Source organism: Rhizobiales bacterium NRL2 (assembly GCA_001664005.1).
In the GTDB taxonomy this organism is placed as follows: domain Bacteria; phylum Pseudomonadota; class Alphaproteobacteria; order Minwuiales; family Minwuiaceae; genus Minwuia.
In genome coordinates, this window is record CP016093.1 from 434,463 (window position 1) to 452,503 (window position 18,041).

The window sequence follows — 18,041 nt, forward strand, 5'->3', positions numbered from 1 at the left end:
AGCCGGAGACCTCCCTTACCCTTCGCCAGGGGGAGGCGGATCAAGGGGACGGGTCTTGACGGTCAACGCCCCGCCCCCGCTATTTCCAGGCGAAGACCGGCTGTTCGTAGTGGGCGACGCGGGTGGGGCGGCCGTGCAGCGCCGCCTCCCGGAACTGGTAGAGCACGGCGGCGGTCGGCGCGTGGATCAGGTTGTCCATCAGCGGCAGACGGATCACCGGCCGGTCGCTTTCGGGAATTTCCACGAACTGCGGCGAGTCCTTCCGGTCCAGGTCGGCCAGCGGCAGCATGTGCAGCTCCTGCACCTCCGCCGGGTTGAGCGTGAAGGCCGGGCGCTCCCCCGCCCAGGCCACGACCGGCGCAATGCAGTAGCCCGAGCGGGTGACGTAATCGTCGAGCCGGCCGAGGACGTCCGCATCGGGAATGTGCAGGCCGATTTCCTCCCGCACCTCGCGCAGCGCCGCCTCGATCACGCTCTCGCCGGGGTCGATCCGGCCCCCGGGCAGGGCCCATTGCCCCTTGTGGCTGGAAAGCTTCGAGGAGCGGCGGGTGATGACGAAGCAGGGGATGCCGTCATCGTCATGGGTGATGAGACAGGCGACCGCGGCGCGCTTGGCCGGCTCCCGGTTCGGCGGCGTCCGCTCGAAGCTCGCCAGGTTGCGGGCCGCGTGCTCGCGCAGGCGGCCGGTGGCGGCCGCGTCCATCCAGCTTGATTTCAAATGCATGGCCGTGAGTTTATGGCCTTTCACGTCAGGGCGGAAGCCGGAGGGAAGCATGAGGATCGCAATTGCGGGCGCCGCCGGGCGCATGGGACGGATGCTGCTGAAGCAGGTCAGCGAAACCGAGGGCGCGGAAATCGCCGGCGGGCTGGAGGCGAAGGGCGGCGGCGCGGTGGGCCAGGACCTCGGCCGGCTGGCTGGCCTCGAGCCGATCGGCATCGCGGTTTCCGACGACCCGGCCGCGGTTTTCGGCGCCGCCGACGTGGTCATCGACTTCACCGTGCCCGAGGCGACGGTCGCCAACGCGAAGGCCGCCGCCGCGGCCGGCTGTGCGCTGGTGATCGGCACCACGGGACTGTCGAAGGACCAGCAGGCCGAGATCGAACGCGCGGCCGAAAGGGTCGCCGTGGTCCAGGCCGGCAACATGTCGCTCGGCGTCAACCTGCTGATGCAGACCGCGAAGCAGGTCGCCGCCGCCCTCGGCCTCGACTGGGACGTGGAGGTGGTGGAGATGCATCACCGCTGGAAGATCGACGCGCCGTCCGGCACCGCGCTGATGCTGGGCAAGGCCGCCGCCGAGGGCCGGGGCCAGGACCACGACAGGGTCGCCGTGGGCGGGCGTTACGGTCATACCGGCGCGCGGGAGAAGGGCCAGATCGGCTATGCGGCGCTGCGCGGCGGCAATGTCGTCGGCGAGCACTCGATCGTCTTCGCCACCGACAACGAGCGGGTCACCCTCAGCCACACGGCGACCGACCGCGCCATCTTCGCCGCCGGCGCGGTGCGGGCCGCGATGTGGACCAAAGGGCGCCCGCCCGGCCTCTATGGCATGGTCGACGTGCTGGGACTGGGCGGCGGGCTCTGATCAGAGCCGCTTGGCCACCTCCTCCAGCATCACCTCGGAAGCGCCGCCGCCGATCGACATCACCCGCGCGTCCCGGTACATGCGCTCGACCGGGTTCTCGGTCATGAAGCCCATGCCGCCGAAGAACTGGGTGCACTCGTAGAGCACGTGGTTGACCATGTCGCCGGTCAGCGCCTTCACCATGGAGACCTCGCGCGTGCAGTCGAGGCCCTGCGCGTCGAGCCAGGCGGCATGCCAGGTCAGCTGCCGCGCGGCCTCGACCTCGGCGGCGGCCTTCGCCATGCGCTGGCGCACCGCGCCGAGATCCCACAGCGGGTTGCCGAAGGCGCGGCGCTGCTTGACCCAGTCGAGCGTCTGCTCGATCCCGGCCATGGCCATGCCGACGCAGGCCGCGCCGAGGGTCAGCCGCTCGTTCTGGAAATTGTCCATGATGGCGTAGAAGCCCCGGTTCTCCTGTCCCAGCAGGGCGTCGGCGGGCAGGCGCGCGTCCTCGAACACCAGCTCCGCGGTGTCCGAGGAGCGCCAGCCGGTCTTGTCCAGCGTGCGCGCCGTCTCGAAGCCCGGGGTGTCGCGCTCGACGATGAAGATGGAGATGCCGCGGCTGCCCTTGACCGAGCTGTCGGTCTTGGCCGCGACGAACAGCACGTCGGCGGTGGCGCCATTGGTGATGAAGATCTTGCGCCCGTTGAGCCGCCAGCCATTGCCGTCGCGCACGGCCTTGGTCGATATGCCGGCGACGTCGGAACCCGCGCCGGGCTCTGTCACGGCGACCGCGGTCAGGATGTCGCCGGCGATGATGGCGGGCATGTACTTCTGCTTCTGTTCGTCGGTGCCGTAGCGGGCCAGATGCGGCGAGGCCATGTCGGTGTGGACCGAGACCATGGCGTGAAAGCCGCCATAGGTGGAGCGGCCGAGTTCCTCGTGCAGCGCCACGGTGGCCAGGGTGTCGAGTTCGGAACCGCCATACTCGGCCGGATAGCGCACGCCCAGCACACCGAGATCGCCCAGCTTCTTCAGCACCGACTTCGGCGTGCGCCCCTCCTTCTCCCAGGCGTCACCCTTGCCGGTCACTTCGTCGGCGACGAAGCGGCGTACGGTGTCGCGCAGCATGCCGAGCTCTTCGGTCATGTGGACCGGATCGCGGAATATCATCGTTTCGGGCCCTCCCCGGCCTCGCTCACCGGCGCGGGAACGAATCGGCGCGTCCCGATTCGTTCCGCCGCCACCGGTCTGTCCCCTTTCGTTCGCGCCTGTTCCGGAAATGCGACTCGGAAATGTTCCGGTCGCGGCGCGGCGTCACCCTGCTGTAGCATGGGCCGAAAGACCGGGGGAGATGCCAGATGGTGGATTTCGAGAACGTGCTGAAGCGCTTCACCGACGCGGTGGAGTCCAATGACGGCGCGGGGCTGGCGGCCCTGTTCGCCGGGGACGGCGTCTATCACGACTATATCTACGGCCCGTTCGAGGGCCGCGAGCGAATCGCCCACATGCTGTCGAGCCATTTCTGGGGCGATGCGAAGGATTTCCGCTGGCAGATGATCGATCCCGTCTGCGACGGGCGCACCGGCTATGCCCGCTACCTGTTCAGCTTCATCTCCACCATGCCGGCCTTCGCGGGCAACCACGTGCTGCTGGAAGGCACCTCCATCTTCGTCTTCGGCGAGGACGGCCTGATCGAGAGCTACCGGGAGACGGCGAACGGCGCCGCGGCCATGGTCCAGCTCGGCGTGCCGCCGGAGGTCATGGCGGCCAAGAGCCGGAAGTGGGCGAAGGAACTGCGCGGGCGCGCGGAAGCGGCGGGTCATGTCGCCGCCGGCCGCTCGGCGCTCGACGATCCGGCGGCGGGTGGAACCGGATAGTACAGCTTCAATTGCGACATTATCGCCCCTGTGGCGCGGCTCGCTTGGAGGGTAGGTTCCGGCGCAGCTATAAGGGGGGTCTGCGGCCGGGGTGCCGCGGACGGGTTACAGGTATCGAGGATCGGAACGGAAATGATGCGGATCTTTCTCGCGATCGCGGCGTTCTTGTCGATGACGACGGCGGGCTTCGGCCAGGAGGGGCGGCTGGGCCAGGGGGAACCCTGGGGACTCAACATGCAGGGGGCGGCCTCTCCCCTGATGGAGGAAATGGTCGATTTCCATAACCTCCTGCTGGTCATCATCACGCTGATCACCCTGCTCGTGCTGGGTCTGCTGATCTGGGTCATGGTGCGCTACAACGAGCGCTCCAACCCGACGCCGTCGCGCACATCCCACAACACGCTGGTCGAGGTCGTCTGGACCATCGTCCCGATCCTGATCCTGCTGGTCATCGCCGTGCCGTCCTTCAAGCTGCTGATCAACACCCACGAGGTCGAGGACGCGGAGATGACGCTGAAGGCGACCGGCTATCAGTGGTACTGGGAGTACGAGTATCCCGACCATGGCGGCTTCTCCTTCGTGGCCAACATGATCAACGAGGGCGAGGAGGGCTACGACCCCGCGCTGCGCCTGCTCAAGACCGACAATGTCGTCGTGCTGCCGGCCCGGACCAACATCAAGGTCCAGGTCACCGCCGCCGACGTGGGCCACAGCTGGGCCATGCCGGCCGCCGGCGGCAAGGTCGACGGCTGGCCCGGCCATCTGAACGAGCTGCCCATCTACTTCGAGAAGGAAGGCACCTATTTCGGCCAGTGCTCGGAGCTGTGCGGCATGCTGCACGGCTTCATGCCGATCATGGTCGAGGTCGTCAGCAAGGACGAGTTCGAGGCCTGGGCGCAGCAGCAATCCGCGGGCCTGGACGGCGGCGACCTGAAGGTCGCGCAGTCCGGCCGTCGCTGAAACCTCTCGTCAGGAAAGTGAGCCAGACATGAGCTATCTCGGCAAATCGGTCGACGCCCACGGCAACCCGAAGGGCTGGAAGCGCTTCGTCTATTCGACCAACCACAAGGACATCGGCACGCTGTACCTGATCTTCGCGATCATCGCGGGCATCATCGGCGGCGTGATGTCCATGCTGATACGCATGGAGCTGCAGAGCCCGGGCGCGGACATCCTCGGCGGCGACCATCACTTCTACAACGTGCTGATCACCGGCCACGGCCTGATCATGATCTTCTTCATGGTGATGCCGGCGCTGATCGGCGGCTTCGGCAACTGGTTCGTGCCGCTGATGATCGGCGCGCCGGACATGGCCTTCCCGCGGATGAACAACATTTCCTTCTGGCTGCTGCCGCCGTCCTTCGGGCTGCTGGTGCTGTCGATGTTCGTTCCCGGCGGCCCCGGTGGCGACGGCGCCGGCACCGGCTGGGTGATCTATCCGCCGCTCTCGTCGTCGCTCGGCCATCCGGGCATGGCGATGGACTTCGCCATTCTGTCGCTGCACCTGGCCGGCGCATCGTCGATCCTGGGCGCGATCAACTTCATCACCACCATCTTCAACATGCGCGCGCCGGGCATGACCCTGCACCGCATGCCGCTGTTCGCCTGGGCGGTGCTGGTGACCGCCTTCCTGCTGCTGCTGTCGCTGCCCGTGCTGGCCGGCGCCATCACCATGCTGCTGACGGACCGCAATTTCGGCACCGCCTTCTTCGAGGCCTCGATGGGCGGCGACCCGATCCTGTTCCAGCACCTGTTCTGGTTCTTCGGCCACCCGGAGGTCTACATCCTGATCCTGCCGGCCTTCGGCATCATCAGCCACATCGTCTCGACCTTCTCGAAGAAGCCGGTCTTCGGCTATCTCGGCATGGCCTACGCCATGGTCGCGATCGGCGTCGTCGGCTTCGTCGTCTGGGCCCACCACATGTACACGGTGGGCCTCAGCCTCGACGCCCGCGCCTACTTCACGGCGGCGACGATGGTCATCGCGGTGCCCACGGGCATCAAGATCTTCTCCTGGATCGCGACCATGTGGGGCGGCTCGATGAGCTTCCGCACGCCGATGATCTGGGCGATCGGGTTCATCTTCCTGTTCACCCTGGGCGGCGTCACCGGCGTGGTGCTGGCCAATGCCGGTCTCGACAACTACCTGCACGACACCTACTACGTCGTGGCCCACTTCCATTACGTGCTGTCCATGGGCGCGGTGTTCGCGATCTTCGGCGCCTGGTACTACTGGTTCCCGAAGATGACCGGCTACATGTACTCCGAGTTCGTCGGCAAGCTGCACTTCTGGGTCACCTTCATCGGCGTGAACCTGCTGTTCTTCCCGCAGCACTTCCTGGGCCTGCAGGGCATGCCGCGGCGCATCCCCGACTACCCGGAGGCGTTCGCGCCGTGGAACGAGATCTCGTCCTGGGGCGCCTATCTCTCCGGCGTCGGCGTGCTGGTCTTCCTGTTCGGCGTGATCGAGGCCTACATGGCCAAGCGCCGCGTGGGCGACAATCCGTGGGGCGAGGGCGCCACCACCCTGGAGTGGAAACTGCCGTCGCCGCCGCCGTTCCACCAGTACGAGGACCTGCCGGTGGTCCGCGAGCGTCAGCAGGGCTGAGGACCGCACCGCCATGAGCGACGCCGCATATGCTGCGAAGAACGAAGCCACCCGGGCCACGGAAGCCCGGGCGGTCGACTTCATGCGTCTGCTCAAGCCGCGGGTGATGTCGCTGGTGGTGTTCACCAGCGCCGTCAGCCTGCTGGCCGCGCCCGGGTCCGTGCATCCGGTCACGGCGCTGATCGCGGTGATCTGCATCGCCGTCGGCGCCGGCGCCTCCGGCGCCATCAACATGTGGTTCGACGCCGACATCGACGCCGTCATGTCCCGCACCGCCGCCCGGCCCGTGCCGGCGGGGCTCGTCGGACGCGGCGACGCGCTCGTCTTCGGCCTGTTCCTGGCCGCAGCCTCGGTCTTCACCATGGGCCTGCTGGTCAACCTGGCGGCCGCGGCCATGCTGGCCTTCACCATCTTCTTCTACGCCGTCATCTACACCATGTGGCTGAAGCGGCTGACGCCCCAGAACATCGTCATCGGCGGCGCCGCGGGCGCGTTTCCGCCGGTGATCGGCTGGGCCGCGGTGACGGGCGACCTCGCCGCGCCGGGCGCGTGGGCGCTGTTCGCCATCATCTTCCTGTGGACGCCGCCGCACTTCTGGGCGCTGGCGCTCTACCGCAGCGGCGACTACGCCCGCGCGGGCGTGCCGATGCTGCCGGTCGTGGCGGGGGAACCGGCGACGCGGCGGCAGATCCTGGTCTACGCGGTCCTGCTGGCGCCGGTGGCGCTGCTGCCCTGGGTTCTCGGCGTCGGCGGGGCGCTCTACCTCGCCGTCGCCGTTGCGAGCAGCCTGGTGTTCATCGCCCTCGCCGCCGTCGTCTGGCGGCAGCCCACGGGCTTTTACGAGGGCGCGAAGCGGCTGTTCGGCTATTCCATCCTGCATCTCTTCGCGCTGTTCGCGGCGCTGGGGATCGAGCATGCGGCGGGGTGGGTCTGATGGACCGCTTCGAGCCGCTGAACGAGCAGGAGGCGAAACGCCGCCGCGGCCGCAATCTGGCCGTCGCGCTGGCGCTGGCGGCCTTCGTGGGGCTGGTCTTCGCCGGCTCGCTGGTGAAGATGAGCCAGGGCGATCTGCCCGTGATGAATGGGGATATCGGTGTCCAGCGCTAGCGGCCGCAGCAACGGACGGATCGTCGTCGTCTGCCTCGCCATGGTGGCGGGCATGGCCGGCCTGTCCTACGCCGCCGTGCCGCTCTACGACCTGTTCTGCCGGGTCACCGGCTTCGCCGGCACCACCCAGCAGGCCGAGGCCGGGTCCGACATGCTGGGCGAGACCACGATGAAGGTGGAGTTCGATTCAACCCTGGCCCGCGGCATGCCCTGGTCCTTCGAGCCCGTGCAGCGCAACATGACGGTGCGCACCGGAGAGACGGGGCTCGCCTTCTACCGGGCCACCAACCCGACCGACCGGACCATCACGGGCACGGCGAGCTTCAACGTCGCGCCGCTGAAGGCCGGGCAGTATTTCGTCAAGATCGAGTGCTTCTGCTTCACCGAGCAGACGCTCGCACCCGGGCAGTCGGTGGACATGCCGGTACAGTTCTACGTCGATCCCGCCATCGAGCAGGATCCCAACGCGGACGAGGTGCGCACCATCACGCTCTCGTACACGTTCTTCGAGGCGAAGCCCGCCAAGGGCGAGCCGGACAGCAGGGTCAGCGCCGCCGGTGGGGACGGCGCGGCAAGGAGGGAGTGAGAGCATGGCTGACGCTCACGCCAAGAACCACGATTACCATCTCGTCGATCCGAGCCCCTGGCCGATCATCGGCGCCATAGCCGCCTTTCTCATGGCGGTGGGCGGCATCCTCTCGATCCCGCGGCACAATACCGATGGCTCGATCATCCCGGTCATCGTCTTCGCCGTGGGCTTCCTCGGCGTGATCTACACCATGATCGTGTGGTGGCGGGACGTGATCGACGAGGCCGAGCACAAGGGCCACCACACGCCGGTCGTCCAGTTGCACCACCGCTACGGCATGATCCTGTTCATCGCCTCCGAAGTGATGTTCTTCGTCGCCTGGTTCTGGGCCTTCTTCGGCGCCGCGCTCTATCCCAACGAGGGGATCGGCGGGCAGTGGCCGCCGCAGGGCATCGAGGTCTTCGATCCCTGGCATCTGCCCTTCGTCAATACCGTCATCCTGCTGCTCTCCGGCACCACGGTGACCTGGGCGCATCACGCGCTCAGGGAGGGCGACCGCAAGGGCCTGGTCAACGGGCTGATCTGCACCGTCCTGCTGGGGGCGCTGTTCTCCTGCGTGCAGGCCTATGAATACGCCTACGCGCCCTTCGGTTTCCGGGACGGCATCTACGCCTCGACCTTCTTCATGGCGACGGGCTTCCACGGCTTCCACGTCCTGATCGGCACCATCTTCCTGCTGGTCTGCCTGGTGCGGTCGATCAAGGGCCACTTCAGCCCCGACCACCATTTCGGCTTCGAGGCGGCGGCCTGGTACTGGCACTTCGTCGACGTGGTCTGGCTGTTCCTGTTCGTCTGCATCTACTGGTGGGGCGGCGCCGGCGGCGTCATCCACCAGTGACCGCCTGATCGCCGGCCCGGAATCGATGGAAGACGGCTTCGTCTCGCCATTCCGGGCCGGCTTCGGCTGCCGCTGTCCGCGCTGCGGGGAGGGGCGGCTTTACAGCGGTTTCCTGCAGGTGGCGCCGGCCTGCGACGTCTGCGACCTGGATTATTCGAAGGTCGATTCGGGCGACGGCCCCGCCGTCTTCATCATCTTCATCATCGGCGCCGTCGCCGCGGCCCTGGCGCTCTGGGTGGAGTTCAGCTTCGCCCCGCCCGTCTGGGTCCATCCGCTCTACCTGCTGCCGGTCGTGATCGGCGGCTCGCTCATCCTGCTGCGCCCGGCCAAGGCCCTGCTGATCGCGCTGCAGTTCCGCAACCGGGCGACGCAGGACGTCGATATCTAGAACCGCAGGACAGCCGCGTTGCGTTTTCGTCCCTCTCTCTGGCTCACGATCTTTGCCGCCATGGCCTTCGCCGTGCTTTGCGGACTCGGCTACTGGCAACTGCAGCGGCTGGACTGGAAGCAGGGTCTGATCGAGCAGATCGCCGCCCGCATGGACCAGCCGGCACGGCCCCTGCCCCAGGCGCTCGCCGACCCGACCGAATGGCGCTTCCGCCGCGTCGAACTGAGCGGCGTGTTCCGCCATGAGGGCGAGGTCTACCGCGCCGGAAGGCCGGAAGACGGCGAGATCGGCTATCGCGTCTTTACCCCCCTGGTGAGGGAAAGCGGCCGGGTCGTCATGATCGAGCGCGGCTGGGTGCCGGGCCGCTTCCGCGATCCCGCGGCGCGGCCGGGCGAGCCGCCCCGGGGCGAGGTAACGGTGACCGGCGTGTTGCGCCTGCCCGACCCCGACACCATCTTCACGCCCGGCCCGGACGCGGCGAGCCGCACCTGGTTCGCGGTCGATCCGCCGGCGATGGCCGCCGTTTCCGGACTGGATGCGCCGGCCTGGTACGTGGTGGCCGAGGGCGGCGGCGAATGGCCCCGCGCGGAACGCCCCGACCTCAACCTGCGCAATACGCATCTGAACTACGCGCTGACCTGGTTCTCGCTGGCCGCGGTGCTGGCGGTCATCTGGCTGATCATGGGTTTCAGACGCGGCCGGGAGCGACGCCGGTGAACGGCATGGACGCCTATGCGGCGCTGGTCGCGCGCTTCCGCCGGCGCGGGCGCGTCGAGGACGCGCTCGGCATCCTCTACTGGGACCGGGCGACGCTGATGCCGGCCGGTTCGGCGGAGGGCCGCGCCGACCAGATCGCCGAGCTCAGTCTGATCGCCCGCGAGATCCTGATCGCGCCGGAAACGGCCGAGCTGCTGGACCGCGCCGAAGCCGACCGGAACCGGCTGGAGAGCTGGCAGGCCCGGAACCTGGAACTGATGCGCCGCGAGTACCTGCTCGCCACCGCCGTGCCCACCGACCTTGTCGAGGCACTGCAGCGGGCTGGCGCGGCCTCGGAAATGTGCTGGCGCGAAACCCGTCCCGCCAACGACTTCGCCCGCCAGCAGCCCCATCTTGAGAAGGTCTTCGCCCTGGTGCGGGAGGCCGCGGCGGCGCGGGGCGAGGCGCTCGGTCTCGCGCCCTATGACGCCCAGCTCGAGCTCTTCGAGCCGGGCCTGAGAGAGGCCACGGTCGCGCCCGTGTTCGAGGATCTGGCCGTCTGGCTGCCGGACATGATCGATGACATCCTGTCCCGTCAGGCCGAGGCGCCCGAACCGGCGCCGCCGCGCGGCCCCTTTCCCCTCGCCGGCCAGAAGGCGCTGGGCCAGCGGGTCATGGCGGCGCTCGGCTTCCGCTTCGCACAGGGCCGGCTGGACGAAAGTGTCCACCCCTTCACCGGGGGCGTGCAGGACGACGTCCGCCTGACCACGCGTTACGCGCCCGAGGGCTTCGCCGAGGCGCTGATGGGCATTGTCCACGAAACCGGCCATGCCCTCTACGAACAGGGCCTGCCCGCCAAGTGGCGGGGCCAGCCGGTCGGCCGCTCGGGCGGCATGGCGCTGCACGAGAGCCAGTCCCTGATCTGCGAGATGCAGCTTTCCCGCGGGCCGGCCTTCCTGCACTGGCTCGCGCCCCTTCTGGCGGAGACCTTCGGCCCGCAGGCCGCCTTCGACCCCGACAATCTGAACCGGCTGGTCACCCGCGTGGCGCGCGGCCTGATCCGCGTCGACGCCGACGAGGCGACCTATCCGCTGCATATCGTGCTGCGGCACCGTCTGGAGAAGGCGCTGCTGTCGGGCGATCTCGCCGTCGGCGACCTGCCCGGCGCATGGAACGACGGCATGGCGGGGCTTGTCGGCATCCGCCCGCCCGACGACCGCGACGGCTGCCTGCAGGACATCCACTGGATGGACGGCGCGGTGGGCTATTTCCCGACCTACACGCTGGGCGCGCTGGCGGCGGCGCAGCTCATGGCGGCGCTCAGGCGCGATGTCGCTGATCTGGACGAACGGGTCGCCGGCGGGGACTTCACGGCCTTCACCGGCTGGCTCAGGGAGAAGGTCCACCGCCGCGGCCTTTCCGCGACGACGGAAGAAGTGCTCGCCGACGCCACCGGCGCGCCGCTGTCGGCCGAGGCGTTCCGGACCCATCTGGCGGCCCGCTATCTCGGCTGAGCGCCGGGGACCGGTGAGAAATTTGTATCTTCAAGAAGCCGGATTTCCGCACTAGGGTTCGGCCAACGAACAGTCGGGCAAGGGGAAGGACACGTCATGCGGCTGATGAGCTTCGAGATCGACGGAAAGACGAGCTTCGGCGCCGTCGAGGGCGACGCGGTGATCGACCTGTTCCCGCTGCTGGGCCAGAAGTACCACAGCCTGCGCGAGGTGCTCGCCGACGACGCGCTGGGCAAGGCCATCCAGGCCGGCTCCGAGGGCAAGCCCGATCATGCGCTGAAGGACGTGACCTTCCTGCCCGTCATTCCCGATCCCCGCAAGATCGTCTGCGTCGGTCTGAACTACGAGGATCACCGCATCGAGACCGGCCGCGATCCGACGGGCTACCCGGTGCTGTTCCCGCGTTACGCCAACTGCCAGGTCGGTCATGGCCAGGCCATGGTGAAGCCGCGCAACTCCGACCAGTTCGACTATGAGGGCGAACTCGCCGTGATCATCGGCAAGGCCGGCCGCCATATCGACCGCGACGACGCCCTGAAGCACATCGCGGGCTATGCCTGCTACAATGACGGCTCGGTGCGCGACTGGCAGGCCCACACCCACCAGTTCATGCCGGGCAAGAACTTCACCGCGACCGGCGCCTTCGGGCCGTGGATGGTCACCTCCGACGAAATCCCCGATCCCTCCCGGCTGACGCTGACCACGCGCCTCAACGGCGAGGTCATGCAGCACGCCAATACCGACCAGCTCATCTTCAACGTGCCGTTCCTGATCTCCTACATCACCAGTTTCATGGAACTGGAGCCGGGCGACGTCATCGTCTCCGGCACGCCGGGCGGCGTGGGCATGAAGCGGACGCCCCCCGTGTTCATGAAGGATGGCGATACGGTCGAGGTCGAGATCACCAATGTCGGCGTTCTGATCAACCCGATCGAGAACGAGGGCTGAGGCCAGGCCCGGCGGCTATTTGGAGGCCGGAAAGGGCGGCGGGCCGGCCTGCCGCGCCATCGCTAGGTCGCGCCATTCCGGCGGCGGCAGCGGTCTGGAGAAGAAATATCCCTGCAGGCGGTCGCAGCCATTGGCGACCAGCCAGTCGGCGATCTCCTGCGTCTCGACGCCCTCGGCGACGATGTCCATGCCCAGGTCCTTGCCGATCTGGATGGTGCGCCGGACCAGAATGGCGTCGCGTTCCGAGCTCATGACGTCGCGGACGAAGGACTGGTCGATCTTCAGCGTGTCGGCCGGAATCCTCTTGAGATAGACGAGCGACGAATAGCCGGTCCCGAAGTCGTCGATGGCGATGCGGACGCCGGTTTCGCGCACGCGTTCCAGGACGGGGACGAGGCGTTCCATATCCTCGATGATCGCGGTTTCGGTGATCTCGAGTTCGAGCAGGGCGAGGTCGGCGGGATCGTCGCCGAAGGCCTCGCGCAGCATGTCCGGGAAGCGCGGATCGGTGACGTCGCTGCCGGAGACGTTGACCGAGAACCGCAGCGCCGAGTGCGGCGCAAATCCGCGGACGTCGAGGACATGGCGCTTCGCGGTCTCGAAGCCGAAGCGGGTGAGATCGAAGATCAGCCGCGATTTTTCCGCCAGCGGGATGAACCGGGCGGGCGAAATGAAGCCGTTCTCCGGATGCGCCCAGCGGACAAGCAGTTCGGCGCCCCAGAGTGAACCGTCCACGGCGAACTTCGGCTGCGCATGGAAGACCAGCAGCCGCCCGTCGATGGCGCCGCGCAGGTCCGACAGCAGGCGCAGGTTGTCGCGCTGTGCGCCGTCCTGCCCGGAGTCGAAAAGATGCACCGTTCTGTTCGGGGCCTGACCGGCGCGGGCGATGGCGGCGAAGGACGCCCGCAGCAGTTCCTCCGGCTCATCTCCGTGGTCCGGATAGGTCGCGATACCGATCTCGCAGTCCACCAGCGCCGGCAGGCCGCCCATGTCCAGCGGATCACGCAGCGCCGAGCGCAGATCCTGGCCGACCGCCACCGCGTCCGCTTCCGGCGTGTTGATCAGGAAGCAGAGGAACCGCGCCTGACCGCCGCGCGCCAGGAAGCCGTCGTCGGGAAGGGCCCCGGCGATGCGCCGCGCGCAGGACCGCATCAGCGTCTCGTAGGCGTCGACCCCGAACGAGGAATGGATGTCGTCGCCATTTGTCAGGTTGAGGTGGATGACGGCGTGCTGGCCGCTGGAGCCGCCCTCGGCCTCCAGGGTCTGGGCGATATGACGCCGCAGCGGTCCGGCGAGCGGCAGTTCGGTGCTCGCATCGTAGTTGGCCAGGCGGAAGCGCTCTTCCCGGCCCCGCAGGACGATGCGGTTGAGCAGGCCGATCACCACGCCGATGGCGCAGAGGTAGACGCCGCGGAACAGCCAGTTCGAGGCCGGCTGCATCTCGCCCGTCGCGACGTCGAGCGGCATCAGCGGCCCCATGAGGATCATGCCCACGAGACCGGCGACGAAGCCGCCGAGCTCGTCGTAACGGAAGGCGGCCAGCAGGATCGGAAAGTAGATGACGTGCAGGTGGACGTATTTCGTGCCGCCGTCAGCGTGCACCAGCAGCCAGGCCCCGGCAAAGGCCAGGATAATCAGGGGTATCGCAACCCAGTGACGCCGGAACAGCCGGATCGCTTCGAACGCGGACGCAACGCGGTAACTCATGCCCGGACCTTTCGGACCATACGGTATCCCTTATAGGATGCACGCTAGGGTAATATGATCCCACGTTCAGTCGCGAACCAGCGCTCATGCTTCCCCTTTGAACTGCGTCAGACGCATGGCCTGGGCCCCTGGCTGCATTCTCCGTCAACTGGCGGCGATCAGCAGCCCCGAGACGGAGAGCACGGCAAGGCCCGTGGTCAGCAGCACGATGGTCGAGGCGCGGGCGACCGCCGCATCGTACTGAGCCGCCAGCACGTAGATGTTCGCGCCGGTGGGCAGGCTGGCGATGACCACCACCAGAAGCGCCAGATCGGGGGGCAGATCGAGCACCAGGAAGGCCAGCACCGCCGCCAGCGCCGGATGCACGGCGAGCTTGCAGACCGTGGCGAAGCCCACCTCCGCGCGGCCTTCGGCAATGGGTCGTCCGTAGAGGCTGCCGCCCAGCGCGAACAGGGCGCAGGGGCCGGCCGCGCCGCCCAGCAGGTCGCCGAAGCGTTCCACCGGTCCCGGCAGCGGCAGGGCCAGAAGGCCCCAGACCACGCCCAGCACCATGCCCAGCATGAAGGGATTGCGCCCGAAGCCCTTCAGCACGTTCAGCGCAAGCCGCGCGGGGCGGAAGCTGGGCGCCGAAGCGGCCTCCAGGAAGCCCATGATCAGGGTGATCAGGATCAGGTTGTCGGCGAGCAGGATCAGTCCCGCCGGCGCGCCCGCCGCAGGCCCCAGCGCACCGATCACCAGCGGCACGCCCAGATAGGCGATGTTGGAGAAGGAGGCGCCGCCGGCGACCACGGTGCGTTCGGCCAGGCTCCGCCCCGGAAAGACGGCGCGGCCCAGCAGCAGGGTGGCGAAGAACAGGATCACCGAAGCCCCGGAATAGGCCGCTACCAGCCGCCAGTCCGACAGCGCGCCCATCGGCGCGCGGGCGAAGATGAAGAACAGCAGCACCGGCAGGGCGAAGTAGTAGACGAAGCGGTTGAGGCCCGCGAGGCCTTCGGTGCTGAGCACCCGGAAGCGCATCGCCGCGAAGCCGAGCAGGACCAGCGCGAACAGTGGGACGACCGATTCCAGAACCGCGGTCACGGGGCCAGCAGGGCCCGGAATCCCTCCAACGCGGCGGCATCGGGCGGGCTGCGCCGGCCGCTGGCGCGGTCGAAGAAGCTCATGACGTACTCGACCCGGGCCACGATCTCCCCGTCGGTCTCGTCGGCGATGAGCTGGCCGAAGCGGACCGAGGTCTCGCCGAAGCCGAGCGTCGCCACCCGTACGGAAAGCAGGTCGCCCATGCGCGCCGGCCGGCCGTGGCGCACCTGGACGGCGGTCATGGCGCCGGCTGCGCCGCGCTGGCCCATCTCCCGCCGGTGGCCGCCCAGCGGGATCTGCACCGCCCAGAGCGCGCGGGTGACGATGTCGAAGATCGCCCGGGGCGACTGCAGTTCGTGCTCGTCGCAGTCGCGCACCTCCACGGTGCCGCGCCAGGCGAGCAGCGCGTGCGCCGGCAGGCGCGCCGGCGTCCACGGCTCCGGCATCGGCCTCAGCCGCGCGTCGCCGCCGAGCGCCAGCAGGTCGTGGCCCGCTCCGTCGGAATGGACGCGGCGCTCGACATCGTGGATCGCCCAGCTCGTCTCGAAGCGCATGACCGGCGCGTCGTCATGCGGACGCAGCATGCGGCCCGCCAGCGTCGTTTCCCCGTCATTGTCCAGACCGCCCGCGCCCTCGATGAAGGCGGCGTTGCCCGGCGCCAGCTCCCGGCGGAAGTCGATGCGCTCCTTCAGCGGGCGGACGGCCAGTCCATTCGCGCGCAGTTCGATCGGGTCGTGGCCCAGTTCGAAGGCGTGCGCCCGGCGCGCCTCCTCGATGGCGTTGGCGTAGTGCTGGATGTTGACGTGGCCGCCCAGGCCGCGCTGCCACTGGTTGAACACCCCGCGCCAGTAGACCGCATCCCCGCTCACAGGCCGAACACCTCTTTCGGGGCGACGAAGGTCCGGGCGGCGGCGAGAATGTCGTCGGGCATGGTGGTCCGCTTGCGCGCCTCCAGATCGAAGGGGAAGCCCAGCGAATGCGCGTTCAGCGCCAGCACGCCATCGGTCAGCCGGGTCATGCGGTGGGCGGTGTGGACCTGCCGCTCCGTCACTTCCAGGAAGCCGGTCTCGACCATGTACAGATCGCCGGGCCGCAGCTCGCGGCGGAACTTCAGCTCCATGGAGACGGCGGCGAGGCCGAGCCGGCGCTGCTTCACCACCGCGGGGCCCAGCCCGATCAGCGACAGCATGTGCAGGAAGGCGTCGCTCAGCGCGGCGTCGTAGAACTGCACGTTCATGTGGCCGAAATGGTCGCACTGTTCGGCGCGGACGACGCCGCGGAACGTCTCCGTCGGTCCGCTCACGGTTTCGTCTCGCCCCCGCTCTCCGGCAGGTCCGTGGCCGAATCGAGGACGAAGGCGTCGACGGTGCGGTCGCGGCCGGGAATGGCGATCTGCCGCCGGGTCCGCCCGCTCATGTCCAGTCCTGCAGTCGCCGCGGTTTCGGCCGACAGCACCAGCTGGCTGCCGAATTCCTTGTTGGCCGCCTCCAGCCGGCTGGCGGTGTTCACCGCGTCGCCGATGGCGGTCAGCGAGACCGTGTCGCGGTAGCCCATCTCGCCGACGATGACGTCGCCGACATGGACGCCGATGCCGATGCGCATGGGCTGGCCCAGATCGTCGGCCAGGGCCTGGTTCATGCGATCGAGCGCCACGGAGATGTCGCGCGCCGCCGCCAGCGCCCGCCGCGCCCCTTCCTCGGGTCCAGATTCGATGCCGAACAGCGCCATTACCCCGTCGCCGATGAACTTGTCGAGCCGGCCGCCATTGGCCTCGACCGCGCGGCCCATATAGCGGCAATACTGGTTGATGACAAAGACCACGTCATAGGGCAGCCGGCCCTCGGCGAAGCGGGTGAAGTCGCGCAGGTCGGCGAACAGGATGGCGATGCGGCGCTCCGCGCCCTGAGCGTAGCCGTTGCGGCCATAGGCGTCGCGGACCTCCGCCGGCTCCGCCACCAGGGGGAGGACGCGCAGATCGGCCTCGGGCCGGAGCTGGCAGGCCAGCCGGACCCCTTCCGGCGCGCCGATCCGGCGCAGCACGCGGCGCTCGGTGTCCTCCGGCGGCGGCATCTCCTCCCAGCCCTCCAGCACCCGGACACGGCAGGTGGAGCAGCGCCCGCGGCCGCCGCAGACGCTGGCGTGGGCGATGCCGGCGCGGCGGCTGGCCTCCAGCACCGTGACGCCTGGCTCGACGATGGCGCGGCGGTTGTCGGGATAGCGGATGGTGACCAGGTTGCGCCGCCGCTCCCACAGATAATGGGCGCCCCGTGCGGCGCCGAAAAAGGCGATGAAGGCGATCATGGCGGTCCACGTCGCATCGCGCGTCTCGTAGACCCAGGCAGCCGCCTCCGCCGGCAGGGCGGTGCGCTGCGTGTAGGCTTGCAGCCAGACCGGATCCTGAGCGCGCAGGCTCACTTCCTGACCGCCGCTGACGAAGCCGGCGAGGCCGAGAACCAGCACCATCAGCGCGGCGGTGTAGAGCGCCGGGGCGCAGGGGCGGTAGCGTGGCTTCAGCCTGAGCCACATGTGGACGCCGAGACAGCCATGGATCCAGGCGATGATCGTCAGCGCCGCCTGCTTCAGGCCCTCGAAGGGGTCGAGCTGCCACAGTCCCATCAGCACCCAGCTGTAGGTGTCCTCCAGGCCGTGCAGTTCGTGCAGGCCCCGGTTGGCGAGAATGTGGAGCACCAGCAGCGGCGGGATGGCCAGTGCGGTGACGTACTGGATGATCTCGGATGTCGTGATGCCGCGCCAGGTCCGCCGGCGGTAGATCGAGGCGAGGCCGGTGGCGACATGGGCCACGGTCGCCGCCAGCAACACCGCCGTGCCGGCCCAGGAGCGCCAGACGAACAGGAATACCTCGCGCCCCCCGTCCATCGCCTGCAGCGAGACGATGCCCAGGGCGTGATTGACCAGATGCGTGGCCAGGAAGGCGAACAGCACCAGCCCCGAATAGATCCGCACCCGGTTGATCATCTGGCAAGCGCCCGCATTTCCCCCTTCATGACCCGAACCTAGACGAAATTCCCCCGGGCGGGCAGGCTTTCCGGCGGGTGCGCCGATCAAGGCTTTGTGCATTCGATTTGCCGCGCCGGGCGGTTTATAGCTCGGTCGGAATGAAACA

Annotated in this window: 18 protein-coding genes; 11 read left to right on the forward strand and 7 right to left on the reverse strand. The window is 68.5% G+C overall.

Annotation, left to right across the window (positions count from 1 at the left end):
- Positions 1 to 79: 79 nt before the first annotated feature.
- A complete protein-coding gene (locus tag TEF_01935; protein ANK79689.1) occupies positions 80 to 703 on the reverse strand; it encodes a hypothetical protein in 624 nt (207 codons plus the stop codon).
- A gap of 70 nt (positions 704 to 773) precedes the next feature.
- On the opposite strand from TEF_01935, the gene TEF_01940 reads away from it, so the two are divergent.
- Complete coding sequence (locus tag TEF_01940; protein ID ANK79690.1) at positions 774 to 1,583, forward strand: 4-hydroxy-tetrahydrodipicolinate reductase; 810 nt, start codon at positions 774 to 776, stop codon at positions 1,581 to 1,583.
- On the opposite strand, the gene TEF_01945 is transcribed toward TEF_01940, so the two are convergent.
- Positions 1,584 to 2,735 (reverse strand): acyl-CoA dehydrogenase, encoded by a 1,152-nt coding sequence (locus TEF_01945; GenBank protein ID ANK79691.1) that lies wholly within the window; start codon positions 2,733 to 2,735, stop codon positions 1,584 to 1,586.
- Positions 2,736 to 2,923: 188 nt separating this feature from the next.
- Between TEF_01945 and TEF_01950 the strand changes: the two genes are divergently transcribed.
- From TEF_01950 to TEF_01995, 10 genes are all read left to right on the forward strand, one after another.
- Entirely contained in the window at positions 2,924 to 3,442 is a 519-nt protein-coding gene (locus TEF_01950) for a hypothetical protein (protein ID ANK79692.1), read from the forward strand.
- 135 nt (positions 3,443 to 3,577) lie between these two features.
- A complete protein-coding gene (locus TEF_01955) occupies positions 3,578 to 4,402 on the forward strand; it encodes a cytochrome c oxidase subunit II (protein ANK83218.1) in 825 nt (274 codons plus the stop codon).
- 28 nt (positions 4,403 to 4,430) lie between these two features.
- Positions 4,431 to 6,050 (forward strand): cytochrome c oxidase subunit I, encoded by a 1,620-nt coding sequence (locus tag TEF_01960; GenBank protein ANK79693.1) that lies wholly within the window; start codon positions 4,431 to 4,433, stop codon positions 6,048 to 6,050.
- Between the two features lie 13 nt (positions 6,051 to 6,063).
- Entirely contained in the window at positions 6,064 to 6,984 is a 921-nt protein-coding gene (locus TEF_01965; protein ANK79694.1) for a protoheme IX farnesyltransferase, read from the forward strand.
- 147 nt (positions 6,985 to 7,131) lie between these two features.
- Positions 7,132 to 7,743: a cytochrome c oxidase assembly protein gene (locus tag TEF_01970; protein ID ANK79695.1), complete on the forward strand. Its 612-nt coding sequence runs from the start codon at positions 7,132 to 7,134 to the stop codon at positions 7,741 to 7,743.
- Between the two features lie 4 nt (positions 7,744 to 7,747).
- Positions 7,748 to 8,584 (forward strand): cytochrome B562, encoded by an 837-nt coding sequence (locus TEF_01975; protein ANK79696.1) that lies wholly within the window; start codon positions 7,748 to 7,750, stop codon positions 8,582 to 8,584.
- A 25-nt stretch (positions 8,585 to 8,609) separates the two neighbouring features.
- Positions 8,610 to 8,972: a hypothetical protein gene (locus tag TEF_01980; GenBank protein ANK79697.1), complete on the forward strand. Its 363-nt coding sequence runs from the start codon at positions 8,610 to 8,612 to the stop codon at positions 8,970 to 8,972.
- 60 nt (positions 8,973 to 9,032) lie between these two features.
- Positions 9,033 to 9,689 (forward strand): hypothetical protein, encoded by a 657-nt coding sequence (locus TEF_01985; protein ANK79698.1) that lies wholly within the window; start codon positions 9,033 to 9,035, stop codon positions 9,687 to 9,689.
- A 5-nt stretch (positions 9,690 to 9,694) separates the two neighbouring features.
- A complete protein-coding gene (locus TEF_01990; GenBank protein ID ANK83219.1) occupies positions 9,695 to 11,182 on the forward strand; it encodes a peptidase M32 in 1,488 nt (495 codons plus the stop codon).
- A 96-nt stretch (positions 11,183 to 11,278) separates the two neighbouring features.
- Complete coding sequence (locus tag TEF_01995) at positions 11,279 to 12,130, forward strand: 5-carboxymethyl-2-hydroxymuconate isomerase (GenBank protein ANK79699.1); 852 nt, start codon at positions 11,279 to 11,281, stop codon at positions 12,128 to 12,130.
- Positions 12,131 to 12,145: 15 nt separating this feature from the next.
- Here TEF_01995 and TEF_02000 read toward each other — a convergent pair whose 3' ends face one another.
- The 5 genes from TEF_02000 to TEF_02020 all read right to left on the reverse strand — a co-directional run bounded on the left by TEF_02000 (position 12,146) and on the right by TEF_02020 (position 17,893).
- Complete coding sequence (locus TEF_02000) at positions 12,146 to 13,837, reverse strand: hypothetical protein (GenBank protein ANK79700.1); 1,692 nt, start codon at positions 13,835 to 13,837, stop codon at positions 12,146 to 12,148.
- A gap of 144 nt (positions 13,838 to 13,981) precedes the next feature.
- A complete protein-coding gene (locus TEF_02005) occupies positions 13,982 to 14,917 on the reverse strand; it encodes a hypothetical protein (protein ANK79701.1) in 936 nt (311 codons plus the stop codon).
- Positions 14,914 to 15,786: a hypothetical protein gene (locus tag TEF_02010; GenBank protein ANK79702.1), complete on the reverse strand. Its 873-nt coding sequence runs from the start codon at positions 15,784 to 15,786 to the stop codon at positions 14,914 to 14,916. Before TEF_02010 ends, TEF_02005 begins: the two co-directional genes overlap by 4 nt.
- Positions 15,783 to 16,220, reverse strand: a complete 438-nt coding sequence (locus TEF_02015; protein ID ANK79703.1) for a hypothetical protein — start codon at positions 16,218 to 16,220, stop codon at positions 15,783 to 15,785. The genes TEF_02010 and TEF_02015 overlap by 4 nt, the downstream gene beginning before the upstream one ends.
- Positions 16,217 to 17,893, reverse strand: coding sequence for a hypothetical protein (locus TEF_02020; protein ANK79704.1), 1,677 nt, complete (start codon positions 17,891 to 17,893; stop codon positions 16,217 to 16,219). Before TEF_02020 ends, TEF_02015 begins: the two co-directional genes overlap by 4 nt.
- Positions 17,894 to 18,041: the final 148 nt, after the last annotated feature.